The sequence below is a fragment of the Halorussus salinisoli genome (assembly GCA_005239435.1).
Classification (GTDB): domain Archaea; phylum Halobacteriota; class Halobacteria; order Halobacteriales; family Haladaptataceae; genus Halorussus; species Halorussus salinisoli.
This window is the reverse complement of sequence record SZNP01000007.1, coordinates 298,280-315,008: the sequence shown is the minus strand read 5'-3', so window position 1 is coordinate 315,008 and position 16,729 is coordinate 298,280. Positions and strand designations below refer to the sequence as shown.

Annotated in this window: 10 protein-coding genes and 1 pseudogene; 8 read left to right on the top strand and 3 right to left on the bottom strand. The window is 66.8% G+C overall.

Features of this window, described 5'->3' with window-relative positions; genetic code table 11:
- From E2484_RS20095 to E2484_RS20065, 7 genes and pseudogenes are all read left to right on the top strand, one after another.
- A pseudogene (locus E2484_RS20095) lies at window positions 1-1,190 on the top strand (BREX-5 system adenine-specific DNA-methyltransferase PglX); the annotation flags it as partial.
- Window positions 1,191-1,192: 2 nt separating this feature from the next.
- Window positions 1,193-3,388 carry a BREX-5 system phosphatase PglZ gene (gene pglZ / locus E2484_RS20090; RefSeq protein ID WP_137286972.1) on the top strand — a complete coding sequence of 732 codons (2,196 nt, stop codon included), beginning with the start codon at window positions 1,193-1,195 and terminating at the stop codon, window positions 3,386-3,388.
- A 6-nt stretch (window positions 3,389-3,394) separates the two neighbouring features.
- Window positions 3,395-6,307: a helicase-related protein gene (locus tag E2484_RS20085; RefSeq protein ID WP_137286971.1), complete on the top strand. Its 2,913-nt coding sequence runs from the start codon at window positions 3,395-3,397 to the stop codon at window positions 6,305-6,307.
- 138 nt (window positions 6,308-6,445) lie between these two features.
- Window positions 6,446-7,888, top strand: coding sequence for a lamin tail domain-containing protein (locus E2484_RS20080; RefSeq protein ID WP_137286970.1), 1,443 nt, complete (start codon window positions 6,446-6,448; stop codon window positions 7,886-7,888).
- Window positions 7,878-8,204, top strand: coding sequence for a DUF3006 domain-containing protein (locus E2484_RS20075; RefSeq protein WP_137286969.1), 327 nt, complete (start codon window positions 7,878-7,880; stop codon window positions 8,202-8,204). The genes E2484_RS20080 and E2484_RS20075 overlap by 11 nt, the downstream gene beginning before the upstream one ends.
- A 628-nt stretch (window positions 8,205-8,832) precedes the next feature.
- Window positions 8,833-9,285, top strand: coding sequence for a 6-pyruvoyl trahydropterin synthase family protein (locus tag E2484_RS20070; protein ID WP_137286968.1), 453 nt, complete (start codon window positions 8,833-8,835; stop codon window positions 9,283-9,285).
- Between the two features lie 2 nt (window positions 9,286-9,287).
- A complete protein-coding gene (locus E2484_RS20065) occupies window positions 9,288-10,064 on the top strand; it encodes a 7-carboxy-7-deazaguanine synthase QueE (RefSeq protein ID WP_137286967.1) in 777 nt (258 codons plus the stop codon).
- A gap of 27 nt (window positions 10,065-10,091) precedes the next feature.
- Here the strand turns inward: E2484_RS20065 and E2484_RS20060 are convergent, their stop codons facing one another.
- Complete coding sequence (locus tag E2484_RS20060; protein WP_137286966.1) at window positions 10,092-10,919, bottom strand: DUF7847 domain-containing protein; 828 nt, start codon at window positions 10,917-10,919, stop codon at window positions 10,092-10,094.
- Between the two features lie 99 nt (window positions 10,920-11,018).
- Here E2484_RS20060 and queC point away from each other — a divergent pair, with 99 nt between their 5' ends.
- Window positions 11,019-11,738, top strand: a complete 720-nt coding sequence (gene queC, locus E2484_RS20055) for a 7-cyano-7-deazaguanine synthase QueC (RefSeq protein WP_137286965.1) — start codon at window positions 11,019-11,021, stop codon at window positions 11,736-11,738.
- A 477-nt stretch (window positions 11,739-12,215) separates the two neighbouring features.
- Here queC and E2484_RS20050 read toward each other — a convergent pair whose 3' ends face one another.
- Both E2484_RS20050 and E2484_RS20045 read right to left on the bottom strand, forming a co-directional pair.
- Window positions 12,216-15,548, bottom strand: coding sequence for a PKD domain-containing protein (locus E2484_RS20050; RefSeq protein ID WP_137286964.1), 3,333 nt, complete (start codon window positions 15,546-15,548; stop codon window positions 12,216-12,218).
- Window positions 15,549-16,161: 613 nt separating this feature from the next.
- Window positions 16,162-16,674, bottom strand: coding sequence for a cupin domain-containing protein (locus tag E2484_RS20045; protein ID WP_137286963.1), 513 nt, complete (start codon window positions 16,672-16,674; stop codon window positions 16,162-16,164).
- Between the last annotated feature and the right edge of the window lie 55 nt (window positions 16,675-16,729).

Here is a 16,729-nt window from a genome sequence, read left to right as displayed (position 1 = left end):
TCGTCCACGAGGACGACGACGGCGTCGTCCCGCTCTCCGACGTGGAGGGCGAAACCGACCTCCTCACCCGCATCGAGGCCGAGTTCGAGCGACTCTTCGGCGACCACGCCGCGGCGAGACTGGCCGAGGTCGATCGACTGCTCGGGAGCGAGTCGCCGGACGAGGAGGCGTACCCGAACCTCCGGGCGTGGTTGGTCGAGGACCTCTTCGACTACCACGTCTCGACCTTCGACCGGACGCCGATTCTCTGGCGGTTGACGAGCGAGCGCCTCGTCTCCGACCCGGAAGGGGAGGGATTCGCCTGCCTGGTCGGCTACCACCAACTCGACGCGAACGTCCTCGACCGACTTCAGAACCGCTACCTCGAACCCCGGAAGGCCCTGCTCCGCGAACGACGTAGCGCGGCGAATCGGCGGCGCGGCGACGAGTCGCTGTCGGCTTCCGAGCAGGCAGCGGCCGCCGAGGAGTACGCCCGATGCGAGAGCGGTCTGGAACAGATTACGGTGTTCGAGGACAGACTGGCCGAACTCGCCCGGCCCTCGCCGCGCGACTGGCCAGAGGAGAACCGCCAGACCGCACGGGACGCCGCGCGGGCAGTGTCCGAGTTCAGGGACGAAACCGCGTCGCGGCTGGACGCGCTCGACGAACTGGCCGAGATGGACGACGTGGAGATGGACGAGTTGTTCAGCCCCTCGTTCTACGAGACGGTCCGCGAGAACCGGGACGAGTGGCTGGGCGCCCTCGACGACCTGGAGTCCGCGTTCGAGGCGTACGCCGCCGACGGGGGCGAACCGGTCGAGGCACACCGATACGACCTCTTCGAGTACTTCGAGGACCTGGTGGGTTCGGCCCACTACGCGAGCAACGGCATCCTGTTCACGACCTACTACTTCGACAAGTTCGAGGACGCCGAGCAGGCACAGATCGGTGACGGCGGCGTCTCGAAGCGACAGCGCCTCCTCTCGGAGTTGGCGAGGGGCCTCGACGAGTACCAGGCCCTCGCGAACGAAATCCAGAGCGCGTGCGATACCATCGCAAGCGACGTCCCCTCGGACTGGGACGACCGCGCGCTCTCGGAGATCACGACGGCGGGCTATCGCCCGAACCACAAACACGGCGTCGAGACGAACGTTACGCCGCTGGCCGACGCCGAGATCGTGCCGAAAACGGTCGAAGACGACGTTCTCTAACCATGCCCGCGACAAAGACCCTTTCACAGTGTGCCAGCGACGTTATCGAAACCGCAATCGACGAGGCGGCCGACGAGGAGCCAGTCGTGCTCTGGTGGGACGACGGTGGCTACCTCCGTGACGTCGTCGAGAGCGTGAGCCACTCGCTTGGCTGTGAGTTCCGCGCCGCCGAGCGAACGCCGCTCGAACTACGCGCCGACGCGCCGCGCGACCGTACCGTCTGGTACGTTCCGCAGGCGTCCAGCTACGACGTGGACTGGTTCAAGGACGTCGAGAACACCGGTCGCGTCGTCGAACACCACGTCGGCAGACTCGCGGCGCGATGCTTCGAGAACGACCGGTTGCAGGCCGCCTCGATTCGCACGGCCTACGAGGAGGCCGCGGTCGACGAGACCGCCGAAGCGGACGAACGCGACAAAATTGCGAAGACCCTCCGTGACGAGTTGCTGGACGACGACGTCGGTCTCCCCTCGCTTTCGGGACTTCAGACGCAAATCGTCCTCGACGGCCACGACGACCCCGTGCAGTTCGTTCTCGAACACGGCGTCGAAAATCTCCCCGACCCCGACAGCGAGGACGAGCGAGCGAACTTCCTGAAGCTCCGCGACCTGCTGGTCGACGAGGGCGTCGCGGCCGTCGAAGGCGTCACCGACGACCGCGCCCTCGTCGAGCGCACGCGGCGGTGGGCGGTCGCCGAGTGGCTCGCCGACGAAGGCCTCGACGAGTCGCTCCTCGACCCCGAGTACCGGCCCGAACCCGATTCGGGTCTCGGCGTCTCCCGACCCGAACTCCGGTCGGTGCTGAGCAAGACCGAGCGACCCGAGGAGTTGGCGCGGGTCTACCTCGACCCCGACGCTCGCTTCTGGCACGACCTCCTGCGCACCTACGACACCCCGTGGGACCTCGCCGACTGCCCGGTCGACGCCTCGCTCGAACACGAACTCTGGGACGAGTGGACCCACGTCTTCGGCGCCGGCGACTACGAGACGTGCGTCGGTCGCGCGACCCAGCGCCATCGGCGTCTCGAACGGACCTACGGCGACGTCCCGTGGACGCGGGTCTGGGAGCAGGCCATCGAGGTCGCCAACCTCGCGAACGAACTCGACACGTGGGAGGAACGCGGCGACACCGACGACGTCGTCGGTCTCTACGGCGACGTCGAGGAAGGGACCTGGCAGATCGACGACGCCGTGTTCAACCTCATCGTATCGGGCGAACCGGAGACCGACCTCCCCGAGGAACACCCCGCGACGACGACCCTCGACGAGTTGCGCACGTCGCTGGTGGAGACGCGCTATCTCGACTACCTCGGCGACCTGGGCGACCTCGTCGCCGACCAGGTCGAGGCGGGGTCGCCGTTCGTCGGCGAGAATCATGCCCACCAGTTCTTCGCCGAGGAGCAAGAACACCTCCAGAGCGGCCAGAGCGTCGCGCTGTTCGTCGTCGACGCGCTTCGCTTCGACCTCGCACACCAACTGGCCGAGTCCGTCCGCCGCCGACTCCCGAGCCTCGAAGTCGACGAGAGCGCCTGGGTCGGGACGCTCCCCTCGGACACCGAGTTCGGGAAGGCCGCGCTCACGCCCGGCAGCAAGTTCAGTTTCAACGTCGAGTTGCAGGACGGCGAACTCGTCCCCGAGCGAAACGGCCGCAGAATCAGCAACTACCGGCGCGAGAAGTTGCTGAAAGACGACGGCTGGAGCTACGTCGTGCAGAGCGAGGACGACGAGACGGGGTGGAGCAACACCCGCGTCGCCTACTACTGGAACGACCTCGACAAGGCCGGCGAGGAGGAACTGACTGACTTCGAGACGCTGTTCAGCGACCGCATCGAGACCATATCGCGCATCATCTGCGAGAAACTCGAACGCGGCGAGTGGGACCGCGCGTACGTCCTCGCCGACCACGGATTCGTCTCCCTCCCGCGGAACGTCGACATCGACGACATCCATCCGCCGGACGGGGCCGAGGCGGTCACGCGTCGGTGGGTCGCCGGCGAGGACCTCGACGAGGACGCACCCGGCGTCCTGCTCGACGAGAACGCCCACCTCGGCTACCTCGACGACGACACGGAGGTCAGCGCCCTCGCCGACCCGATTCAGCGATTCCGCAACCAGGGGCTTCCGGACGCCCGGTTCTACCACGGTGGCGTCCTACCCCAGGAGTTCGTGCTGAACTTCGTCACGATTACGCAGGAGTGACCCTCAATGAACGAGTTCGACCCCGGCGACGCTGTCCTCCTCGACGATAGCCCCGCCGAGGTCATCAAGACCCACTCGGTCGGCGACCTCGACTACCTCCGGGCGTACGTCGAGGACGAGGGCGTGAAGACGGTCTGTATCGACGACGTCGAAATCGAACCGAGGCCGAACCGACTCGACGCGCTCGAACCGGCGGTAGCGGACCAGCTACATCCCGACCACGACGCGGTCTCGGCCGACTGGTTCGACCTGCGTTCTCAGGCCCTGCGACTCCAGATGGCCCACGAGCAGGGCCAACTGCTCAGCATCTCGAACTCGCTCGTCCGACTCGAACCGTACCAACTCGCGTGCGTCAACTGGGTGATGCAGAAGCTACGCCAGCGAGCCCTCATCGCGGACGACGTCGGACTCGGGAAGACCATCGAGGCCGGTCTCGTCCTCAAGGAACTCGCCGCCCGCAACCGCGCCGACCGCGTGCTGTTCGTCGTCCCGGCCCACCTCCAGAAGAAGTGGCTCCGCGACATGGACCGCTTCTTCGACATCGACCTCACCCCCGCCGACCGTCAGTGGGTCGAAGGCGAGCGCCGTCGCCTCGGCGAGGAGACGAATATTTGGGACCAGGACCACCAGCGGATAGTCACCAGTCAGGCGTTCCTCCGCCAGGACGAGTTCCAACCCGAACTCGAAGACGCGTTCTGGGACGTCGTCGTGGTCGACGAGGCGCACAAGGCCGCCAAGCGCGGCGAGTCGCCGAGCAAGACGTCGAAGATGGTCGAACGGGTCGCCGGTAACTCCGACTCGCTACTCCTGCTCAGCGCGACGCCGCACGATGGAAAGGGCGAGGCGTTCCGCTCGCTCGTCGAGTACGTCGACCCGTTCCTCGTGGCCGAGGACCAGGACCTCTCGAAGGAGGCGGTCGACCGCGTGATGATTCGCCGCGGGAAACAGTCCATCTACGACGAGGACGGCGAGCGCATCTTCCCCGACCGCGACGTCAACACGGTTCCGGTCGAGATGTCCCACGAGGAGCGACAGTTCTACCGCGCCGTCACCGACTACGTCCAGAACGTCTACAACCGGTCGGAGAAACTCAACGAACCCGCGGTCGGCTTCGCGATGGCGCTCATGCAGAAGCGCCTCGTCAGCAGCATCGGCGCTATCGAGGCGACGCTCGGCCGACGCCTCCGTGACCTCGTCGAAGACCAGTCCACGACCACCAGCGTATCCGAGGAGGCCGCGGCGTATCTCGACGGCGAGGACTTGGACGAGGACGACAAGCAACGGGCCGAGGAGGAACTCTCCGGACTCACTGTCACCGAGAGCGACGCCCAACTCGAGGAGGAGATCGAGACGCTTCGAGACCTCGTCTCGCTCGCGGAAGGCATCCCCGTCGACTCGAAGGCCCAGAAGGTTCGTCGTTACATCCAGCAGTTGCTCGAAGAACGACCCGACGAGAAACTGCTTCTGTTCACCGAGTACCGCGACACGCTGGACTATCTCCTCGACCTCGTGAAGGACGAACCGTGGGCGGACGAGATTCTCGTCATTCACGGCGACGTGGCCGAGGACGAACGCGCCCGCATCGAGGACGAGTTCAACCACGGCCAGTCACGACTCCTCTTCGCCACCGACGCCGCCAGCGAGGGTATCGACCTCCAGCACAGTTGCCACGTCATGGTGAACTACGAACTGCCGTGGAACCCCAACCGCCTCGAACAGCGCATCGGGCGGCTTCACCGCTACGGCCAGGACGAGGAGGTCACGGTGTGGAACTTCTCGTTCGAGGACACCCGCGAGGGCGAGATTTTCGACATGCTCCAGAACAAGGTCGAGAACATTCGGGGGAAACTCGGGAACACCGCGGACGTGCTGGGGATGCTCGACGACATCGACGTCGACTCGCTCATCATGGAGTCCATCCGGAGCGACGAACCGCCGGGGGCGACCAGGGAAGAACTGGAGGAACTCGTCGACGAGCGCCAGCGCACGCTCGAAGAGTGGTACGAACGCAGCCTCATTGACACCAGTACGTTCGACGAGGAGAGCCGAAAGAAGATTCAGGAGGTCGTGGACGAGTCCGAAGACGTCTACGGGACCGAGGCCGACATTCGGGAGTTCTTCGAGCGCGGCGTCACGACGCTCGGAGGCGACGTCGGAAAGCGGGGTGACGACCGCTTCCGAGCCGAACTACCGGAGTCGCTCAGACGGGGAGCCAGCGAGGAGGAGGAGTCCGGCCCGTTCACCTTCAGTCGTGAGTTCGCGATGGACCACGACGGCATCGAGTACGTCTCACCGGACGCCGAACTCGTCCAACGACTCATGCGACAGGTGCTGGACGGCGAACGGGGAGCAGTCGGTCTCAAGCTACTGCCGTTCGTGGACGAACCGGGTATCACGTACAACTACCGGGTTCGATTCGAGGACGGGACCGGCGAGGTGATTCGCGAAGAGATGCTCCCCGTGTTCGTCGATGCGAACCACCACGACCCGCGTCAGCGACTCGGCCGGCGCGTCGTCAGCGGCGACAGCGTTAAGGGGTCGCCGAACGCGGGACAGTTGCGTACGCTGCTCGCAGACCAGAAGCAGTTACGGGGGGCCGCCGACCGGTACGTCAGTCAACGCATCGAACGACTCCGCGAGGAGTTGCACGAACGTCGCCGCCGAGAAATCCAGCAGGAACTGGACGACCTGGAGGAGTACGCCGCAGCCGAGCGGGAGCGAATCGAGGAGTTCATCGCGGAGTACGAGCGCAAAGCCGAGGCCGGTTCGAACATGGACATCGCTATCCGGGGACAGCGGGAACGCCTCGCCAAACTCGAACGGCGCATCGAGACGCGCCGCGAAGAGCTCCGCCGGAAGGCCCAGATAATCTCGATCGCGCCCGAAGTCGAGAACCTCTGTCTGGCGCTCCCCGTGTAGCCCAGTCGGCTTCAGCGGAGTTTCGCCGACGCGCCGGCGAGTCGTCGGGTCGGCGACCGCCGATTGCCGCTTCGATTCGTCCGGCGGGTCGCGTCTCCGTGGGAAGGCATTTCCGAGGTCGTACCGTGAGACCAGTCGATGAACCCACGCGCCACGCCCGCTCGTCGGGTCGCGTTCTCCCTCCTCGCTCTCGTCGTCGTCGCGGCGCTCGCAGGCTGTCTCGGCGGAGTCGGGTCGGACGTCGATTCGACCTCGCAGACCGCGACGGCAGAGTCGCCGATAGAGGCCGCCGACGCCGGGAACCTCTCGGTCCACTTCATCGACGTCGGGCAGGGTGCGAGCGTCCTGGTCGTCGGACCGACGGGCGAGACGCTCCTCTACGACTCCGGTAACTGGAACGACGGCGGCGAACACGTCCTCGACTACCTCCGGGCGCGGAACGTCACGCGCATCGACTACCTCGTGACCTCCCACGGGGACGCCGACCACGTCGGGGGCCACGCCGAGGTCATCGACTACTACGAGACCGAGGCCGACGGCGTCGGCGCGGTTTACGACCCCGGTATCGCGGCGGCCACCCGGACGTACGAGGACTACCTCGACGCGATAGAGGAACACGACGTCACGCTCTACCGGTCGCAGGCGGGCGACTCGATTCCGATGGCGGGCGCGTCGGTGCGGGTCCTCGCGCCGCCCGAGGAGCCGCTCGCCGACCGCGACCGCAACGAGAACAGCCTCGTCCTCCAGGTCGCTCGCGGGAACGCCAGCGTCCTCCTGACCGGCGACGTCGAGAGCGAGGCCGAGCGGTATCTGACCCGAACCTACGGTTCGGAGTTGAACGCGACCCTGCTCGCGGCGGGCCACCACGGGAGTAACTCCAGCACCGGTCCCGGTTTCCTCGCCGCGGTCGCGCCGCGCGTGGTCGCCATCCAGAGCGCGTACGACTCGCCGTACGGCCATCCCCACCGCGAACTGCTCGGTCGCCTCGCCGACCGCGGAGTTCCGACCTACTGGACCGGCGTCCACGGTTCCGTGGTCTTCGAGACCGACGGCGAGGCGGTCACGGTTCGGACCCAGCGCGACGCGCCGACCGACCCGCTCGAACTCCGGAGCGCGCCCGGCGTCGAACCGGGCGCGGACGGCCCGCTCGAACGTCGAGCGACGTTCGCGGTCGGCGGGAGTTCCGGGGTGACTCCCTCCCCGACCGTCGCGGCCGACGGCGGAACGGAGACCTCACGGACCGCCGACTCGCTCGCCGTCGCCGACGTTCACGCCGACGCGCGCGGCGTCGAAGACGAGAACCTGAACGACGAGTACGTCGTCTTCCGGAACGCGGGCGACCGGACCATCGACCTCTCGGGGTGGACCGTCGCCGACGAGGCCGACCACACCTACACCTTCCCCGAAGGGACGACCCTCGGGCCGGGCGAGACCCTGACGCTCCACACCGGCACGGGGCGGGACGGCGGTGGCGACTACTACTGGAACGCCGAGCGACCCGTCTGGAACAACGCGGGCGACACGGTTTTCGTCCGGACCGACGAAGGTCGTCTCGTGCTGGAGGTCGAGTATGACGGGTGACGGAAGCGGCGTTCCGGACGGCCGGTACGTGGCAGTGCTGGACCGCTTCGAGGAGACGGACCCGGAGGGTGATGGAACCGAACTGGCCGTCCTGCTCCTCGAATCCGACGAGGAGGTGGTGGCCGAACGCGCGGTTCCGACGTGGCGACTGCCCGAGGACGCCCGCCAGCGGGACGCGGTGCTGGAACTGGTCGTCAGGAGCGGGTTCGTCGAGTCGCTGTCGTTCGACCCGGAAGCGACCGAACGCCGGCGTTCGTCGGCCCAATCGCGGTTCGACAGGTTGGCGGAGCGGCCCGACGAGGACTCCGAGGAGTAGGTTTGAGTGGTTTTTGTTATGTTTTACATCATTCTCTACTTCTATTAGTTATGTATTTATATCTCGAACGATTGTTTTTCTGTCTTTGAAGTGGTGTCTGGTGCGCGAGCCGCTCCCGAGGCCTGTGAAGACCGCACAGCACGGCAACCGCACGAGATAGCGCCGGAACCGCGGTCCTCACGTCCCCCGGCGGCCGCGGACGCGGCCGCCGTCCACCGTCGGAAGCACGTTCCGACGAGCCTGCGGTCACGTCCGTCCCCGCAGACATCAGCAGTCGAACCGCGTCTACCGAGCCTCCACTCGCTTCGCTCGCGCAGACACCGAAAGACAACCCGCGTCTACCGAGCCGTCGGTCGCTCCGCTCCCGACGACCTCGCGTGGTCGACGCGACGTTCGTGAGCGCCGTACCAGCACGCGCCGGGTAGAACGTTCTCCGAGCGCCGACCGACCGGCCACTCCACCGTGGGCGGGGCTTTCGAGGCCGTCACAGTCTCCCCAGTTCTTGCGGCACACGGCGGGCAGGGCTTTCGAAACCAGACCACCCATTGCTCCGGCGACTGTCGCACGCTCGTCTCCGACCTCCAAGCGGTTTGCGTGAACTTAAGTGCGCGCCGAATAATCTCCGAGTATGGCTCAGCGAACACTCGAATCTCCCCTCGCGGAGTCCGGCCAGCGCACCCTCTACGTCGGTCGGGACCGGCCGATTCGCATCAGTGCCGGGCACCGCATCCTCCATCACGACGGCAAGTGCAGTCGTCCCCACGGACACAACTACGAAATCACGGTGAAGGTCGTCGGCGAGTTGCGCGAAGAAGGGTGGGTCGTGGACAAGGGCGATATTACCTCGATAATCTCCGAGTGGGACCACAGATTCCTGCTGGAGGACGGCGACCCGCTCGTCGAGGCGTTCGAGGAGTCGGGCGACGGGGACGCACTCGTCGTGCTGGACGTCCCGCCGACCGCCGAGGTCATGAGCGCGATACTGGAGCGCCGCCTCGCCGCGGAACTCCCCGACAACGTCTCGGAGGTCGCGGTGCAGGTCAGCGAGACGGCCGAACTCTGCGGCGGGGCCACCTTCTGACGATGCCGGTCTCCAGCGACGTGGACGTAGATTCCGAAGAAAGCGCGTCGACGAACTCCGACGCGCTCCCCATCAACGAACTCTTCGAATCGTTGCAGGGCGAGGGCCGCCTCGCCGGCGTGCCGAGCGTCTTCGTCCGCACCTCGGGGTGTAACCTCCGGTGTTGGTTCTGCGACTCCTATCACACCTCGTGGGAACCGACCCACGCGACGATGGGCGTCGAGGAGATTCTGGCGGAAGTCGAGTCCTACGATGCCGACCACGTGGTCGTCACGGGCGGCGAACCCCTGATGCACGAGGCCACGGAGTCGCTCCTGCGCGAACTCGACGCGCGAGGCTACCACACCACCGTCGAGACCAACGGGACCGTCTCCCCGGACGCGCCCATCGACCTCGCCAGCGTGAGTCCCAAGTTAGCGTCCAGCACGCCGACGCCGGAGAAGGACCCGAAAGGCGGTGGCGAGTGGGCCGAACGCCACGACGAGCGCCGCGTCGACCTCGACGCGCTCGCCGAACTGGTCGAGTCCTACGACTTCCAGTTGAAGTTCGTCGTGAGCGAGCGCGAGGACCTGGACGAGATCACCGACCTGCTCGCCCGAATTCGAGACGCCGCCGCGGTCGAAGTTCGGGACACCGACGTCCTGCTGATGCCCGAGGGAGCGACGAAAGACCGAATCGCCGAAACGCGGTCTCTCACCGCAGAACTCGCCCGTGAGTACGGCTTCCGGTACACGCCACGTCTGCACGTCAACCTCTGGAACGACGCGCCCGAGACGTAGACCGTTTTCGAGAGGACGGACCTCGGTTCAGACCGCGTCGTCGGTGTTCTCGGGGAGAAACTCTTCGTAGAACGCGACCTGATAGGCGTAGAAGAACGTTCCCGTCACGGTTCCCAACACGACGGTCGCCGCGAGGTAGGTTCCGACGACCGTCGGGGAGAGGTCAGCGTACGGGTACATCGTCGGAGTCGCCGCTCCCATCGCCATCGAGTCCGTAAACTCCGTGTAGAGCCAGATTGTCGGCAGGCTTCCGACCACCATCACGGCGGCGACCACGGCGTCGAAACCGAGCGTCGAGAGGAGATTGTGCCGGACCAGCCGATAGCTCTGCTTGAGCGCGTCGGCGGGCGTCCGGTCGGACACTACGACCGCCGGGAGATAGAACTGGAGGAAGAACAGGGGAAGCAGGGCGAGCAGATATATCCCGGTCATCGCGAGAACGAATATCTCGGTCGAGAATCCGGTCCCGCTACCGCCCGCCAGGACCGCGACGACGGCGACCATAGCGACGACGGCGACGACCACGAACGCCGCGACCATGGCGACCACGAGCAGCAGTGTGGCGGCGAGCGCGTCCGCGAAGTTGTCCTTGCCTTCCGACAGGAACGTCTCCAGTCGGGTGGTACCGTCGATAGCTTCGGCGGCCATTCCGTAGGCCCCCGCGACGAAGAACAGCGACCCGAGTTGGATGGCGAACGACCCGAAACTCCAGACGACGCTGGTCATCCCGGACGAGAGCATCTGCCCGCCGGCGGCGACGCCGTTCACGAGCGCGACGACCAGCCCCGCGACGAACAGCACGGGGTTTCGTTTCAGCATCTCGACCGCGACCGAAAGTGACGAGACGACACCCATGACGGACAGGTCAAACCTTCGAACCATAATCCTGTCGGTCAGCCGAGATTCGGAGTCGGGACCGTACGACTCATCTATCCGGCGGTCCAGTAGTCGGCCATGAGCGACGAATCGACCGAGGTGCGTACGACCGAGAAGCGCGCGGTCGTCCTCGCCTCCGGCGGGATGGACAGCGCCACCGCGGCCTACCTCGCCGCCGAGGAGGGGTACGAACTCTACCTTCTCCACACCTCCTACGGACAGGAGACCGAGAACAGGGAGTACGAGTGCGCCCGCCGACTCGCCGACGAGTTGGACGCCGCCGACTTCCTCCACGTCGAGACGGGTCACCTCGCCCAGATCGGAAACTCCAGTCTCACCGACGACGAGATGGCAGTCGAGGACGCCGACCTCGACTCCGAGGAAGTTCCGACCTCCTACGTCCCGTTCCGGAACGCCAACCTGCTGGCGATGGCAACCTCCTACGCCGAAGCCAACGACTGCGAGGCGGTCTTCATCGGTGCTCACAGCGAGGACTTCTCGGGCTACCCCGACTGCCGCCCGGCGTTCTTCGACGCCTTCCAGCAGGTCGTCGACACCGGGACCAAAGACGACACCGACGTCGACCTCCGCGCCCCGTTCGTGGAGTGGAGCAAGACCGACATCGCCGAGCGCGGCACCGAACTCGGCGTCCCCTACGAACACACGTGGAGTTGCTACCGCGCCGAGTCCCCGGCCTGCGGGACGTGTGACGCGTGTGCGTTCCGATTGCAGGCCTTCCAGAATATCGACGTGCGGGACCCTATCGAGTACGAGGAGCGACCCGAGTACGCGGACTAGTCGTTTCTATTTTCGTTGGTAGCACGACAGTCGACGCGGTGAGTTTATCCTCGAAAGCCCCGCCCGGTCGCGGTCGCTGGCCGACATATCCGCGCCTCACCGCAACGTACCGCATCGGCGCGGATGGGGCCGGCCAGACGACCACGTAAACGCGACCGGGTGGCCCCTTTCAGTCCACCCAGACCGAGAGTTGTCGAGTCGAGGGCCTTCCGTGGTAAGTCGCCCCGAGCGCGGGCCTCACGCCTCCCCAACCCCCTCGCTCGCTACGCTCGCCCGTCCACATTCAGAGGCACACTCTGACGAGCCTTCAGTCACTTCGCTCCTGAAGACACCGGAAGACGACCCGCGTCTTCCGAGCTGCACTCGCGTTCGCTCGCGCAGACCTCGGCGGATGGGCGCGACTTCAAACTGCAAGGTCGCGCCCGCACGCGCCGGACGTTTCTAAATCCGCGAGCGCGAGCCGGCGGGTCGGTCGGACTACTCGCGCTTCCGGACGATTAGCAGTGCCGCGGCCGCCAGCAGTGCCGCGACTGTCGTTTCCACGCCGAATCCGGGCACGGGTACGTCCGGACTCGCCGGTCCGTCGTCCTCGCTCTCGGCCTCGACCGACAACTCGGCCGACGCGTTCCCCACCGTCGCGGTGTAGTTCCCGGCCGCGTCGATTCGTCGGACAAAGGTGACTCGCTTCGTCTCGTGGGCCGGAACCTCGACCGTCTTCGTCGCCACCTGCTCGCCGAACAGGGTCAGCGCGACCTCTCGTTCGCCCGCCTCGCTCCCGGTGTTTTCGACGGTCGCGGTGATTGCGACCTGCTCGCCCGGCGCGATGGCCGACTCGTTGGCCGACACGTCGGCGATACCCGTCTCGGCGGTGGGTTCGGCCACCGTGACGTTGCCGACCGGCGTCGCGTCGAGCCCGACCTCGTGGGTGCCCGGCGCGAGCGACTCCTCGACCGTGACCTCCTCTGTCTCGCCCGCGGGCACCTCGACCGTCTCGGTCGCCACCACCTCGCCGTCGGCCGTGAGATTCGCCGCGAACTCGGCGGCCGCCTCTCCCTCGTTGTGGAGGGTCGCCGTCACCGAGACGGGTTCGTCGGCGGCGACCTGCGTCGCGTTCAGTTCGGCGTCGGCGACCGTCACGGACCGCTCGGCCCCGACCGCAATCGGAGCGAACGCGTCGGCCTCGACCCGGAGGACGACCGTCTGGCCGCGCGACTCGACGCTGGCGTTGGCCTGCTCCCACGAGTCGCCCGCGCGCTGGTACGCGGTCAGGTCCGCGGGCGTGAGACCGACGTCGGCGAGTCGGGACCGCTCGACTGCCACCTCGTAAGCGACGCCCGCGACCTGCCGGGACTGGACGTAGTTCGACTCGACAGCGAGCGACCCCAGCGTCACGTCCGCCGGAAGCGCGGAGTCGGTCGCTCCGTCGGCGGGTCGGGCGGTCTCGACCGCGAAGTGCGAGTCGTCGCTGGCGAGGTCCACTCGAAGGTTCCGGAACTCGACGCCGGTCCTGTTGGCGACTTCGCTCGCGGGCAGGTCGGCCCGAACCGTCTCGTCGGCCCGCGCGTTGCGCACGTCCACGAGTCCGGCGTTCGGCCCGCGCTCCTCGATCTGGGTGACGGTCGGCGGCGGGCCGATATCGGTCGAACCGCCACCGCCGCCTCCGCCGCCGGCACGACCGCCGCTGTTTCCGCCGTCACTACCGCCGTTTTCGTCATCGTCCCCGTGATGAGCCTGCCGGTTCTGCTCTACTTCGACGGTGACGGTCGCGGCGTCGGCGTTGCCCGCCCCATCCACGACGGTCACGCGGGCGTCGTAGGTGCCGTTCTCGTCGTAGGCGTGATCGACGGTCGGGTTCTCTGTCGTGCGATTGGCTTCGCCGTCGCCGTCGAAGTCCCACCGATACTCGGCGACGCCGGACCCGCCGTCGTCGCTCGAGTTGCTCGCGTCGAACTCGATTTCGGTGCCCGTCTCGGTCCGGTTGGTCTCGACCGCGAGACTCGCGGCGGGGTCGGTCGTGTCGGGCGGTCGGACGACGACCGTCACGTTCGCGGTGGCCGCGTTACCCTCGGCGTCGGTGACGGTGACGGTCGCGTCGTAGGTCCCCGCCGAACCGTAGGCGTGGTTCGCTCGCGCACTGCTCGCGCCGGTTCCGTCGCCGAAGTCCCAGCGATAGGCCGAGACGTTTCGGTTGTCCGTGGAGTCGCTGGCGTCGAACTCGATTGGAGCGCCAGCCGTGACGTTGGTCCGGTTCGCCCGGGCGGTAGCGTTCGGGGCCGTCTCGTCGGTCGGCAGGACCTCGACCTCGGTGGTCGTCGTGGCGTTGTTGCCGCCCTCGTCCACGACCTCCAGCGTGACGGGGAAGGTGCCGTTCCCGTCGAAGGCGTAGGCCACGCGCTCGCCGGTCGCGGTCGCGGTCCCGTTCTCGCCGAACGACCAGCGGTACGCCGAGATGCCGGTGTCGTCGGTCGAGTTGCCCGCGTCGAAGACGACCCGCTGGCCCTCGGTCGGAATCTCGGGCGAGGCGACCCGGATTGCCGGTTCGGGCGGTCTATCCTCGCCCACCGAGACGGTCCGGGTCGCGGTCGCGTTGGCTCCGCCGCGGTCGACGACCGTCAGGCCGACCTCGTAGCTCCCGGCCTCGTCGTAGGCCCTGGTAATTCGCGGGTCGGTGGTCGTGCGCTCGACCTCGCCGTCGCCGTCGAAGTCCCACCGGTACTCGGCGATGCCCACGTCGTCGCTCGCGTTCCGGGCGTCGAAGGTGACGGGGAAGCCTTCGGTCGGCGAGTCGCCGGTCCGGAACGCGGCGTTCGGCGGGTCGTCGGTATCGACCGTCACCCGGGTCTGGGCCCGGTCGGCGTTGCCCGCTTCGTCCACGACGGTCACGCGGGCGTCGTAGGTGCCGTTCTCGTCGTACTCGTAGGCGACGGTCGGGTCGGTGGTCGTGCGCTCGACCTCGCCGTCGCCGTCGAAGTCCCATCGGTACGCCGCGATGCCGCGATTGTCGGAAGAACCGCTGGCGTCGAACGAGACCGGGTAGCCCGCCACGCCGTCCTCGCCGGAGAGCGCGGCGCTCGGGGCGGTCTCGTCGGGCGTGCAGTGGCCGGTCCGAATCGTCACGGGCGCGTTCATGTCGAGTCCGACGGCGTCGGGGTTGCCGACGCTCCCGGTGAGGAACTGCCACGCGCGGGTGTCGCCCGACCGCGGGACCGGGCCGTCGTAGAGGGCGGCCTGCTCGTCGAACGCCGGGACGACGGTGACTTCGGTCCCGTCGCGGTCGAGACCGCGGAAGGCCCCACCGTCGGTCCGGTCGCCGTACCACGTCCAGTCGATGCGGTTGCGCGAGAAGCGGTCGTCCTGTCCCCCGTAGTCGTCGTCTTGGACCGCCCAGCTTCCACCGCTCGGGAGGCCGCGGAACCGGAAGGTGGCGGCGCTTCCGTCGCCGTCGTCGCCGCCGTTCGCGTTGTGGATCATCACGAGACTCACGCCGTCGGGACCCTCGTAGAGGAACAGACGGCTGGTGTCCTCGCGCTGGAGTTGCGAGGGCATGTACGAACTGTAGAGTCCTCGCGGCGCGTCCCCGATGGTCCTATAGTCGTAGAACGAGACCACGTCTTCGTTGCCGCGAAGCGGCGACACCTCGTAGCACTGGTTGCCCTGTTCGACGACGAAACTGTGTTCTGCGGCCTCGGCGATGCCCCCGGAAGGAGACAGGCTGAGGAGACCACCTCCGGAGGGTGACAGGGGGACGGCCGAGGAGACCACCAGGAGAGCGATACCGACGATAGCGAGTCGTGTTCGTGTTCGAGTCATGTGAAGCGGGGCAGGTGTGCGACCGACGGTCGTCGCGTCGGTCGGGGTTGTCGTGTCGTTCGACCGCCAGCGTGCGGACGTGTGCCCCGATTTTCCGGCGAAATGGCCTTTGTTATACGTCGTCTGTCTGGGGCTAGCCGTAGCCGGACGCTCGGCGTCGTCTGCGCTTAATCGGCGACAGCTCCGGCTTAGGTGGACCGTTGCAGAACGTTTTCCCCCGCTTCGCACCGACGGAGTCGGAGGAGTAGCGGTAGGTTTCGAAAGGCTCTGTCCGCTCGCTACGAATCGGAGCAATCGACAACAGCGACGGCACGACCGGAAAACGGAGCAATCGACAGCAACGACGGCACGACCGGAGAGAGGTACGGGTAGAAAGGGGCCGCTCGCTCGCGGTCACCGAGCGAGCGGCCCCTTTCAGTCCCCCCCGGTTAGTCCGTGCCATCGGCCGCGACCGACGGTCGGATCAGGGCCGACTTCGGACAGGAAATTACATCTATAGGAATCAGAAAAATTCTAATATATTCCTTTTCAATTGTTTCCAAATAGTTACTCACGGATTAGGACGACACCAGCGGAATCGCGGTGGTCGATTCGGCGGCGTCGGCGACCGCGCTCACTCGCGGTCGGACTCGGCCTCGTCGCCCGATTGCTCGCCCGACCAGTAGTCCACGTCGGCGTCAAGGTCGTAGTAGCCGTGGACGCTCCGCTCGTCGCGTGCGCCCGGCGGCGACCCGACGAACACGCCGACCTTCTCGGAGTCGGGGTAGACCGTCACGTCCGGTTCGTTCATGGTCGAGACCATCAGGTAGCGGAGCGGTTCGTCGGAGTGGTTGACGACCCGGTGTGCGCCGGTTTCGTCGGCCGGGAGCGCGACGTAATCGCCCTCCCTCAGCGTCGTCTCCTCGCCGTCGAGTCTGAGCGTTCCCTCGCCCGCGAGGACGAACAGCGCCTCCTCGTTCGCGGTGTGGTAGTGGTACGGCCACGACCGTCGGCCCGGCGGAATCTCGTACAGGCTACACCCGAGTTCGTCGCCGCCTGCGGCGTCTCCCAACTGCTTTCGCTCGAACTTCGTCTCGCCTCGTTCGGTGGTGGACCAGTCGAGCGACTGCTCGTTTACCTTGCCCATACCGACCGGAACGAACCGGGACGTGATAATACTGTGTCGTGTTCGCCCGAGCGAG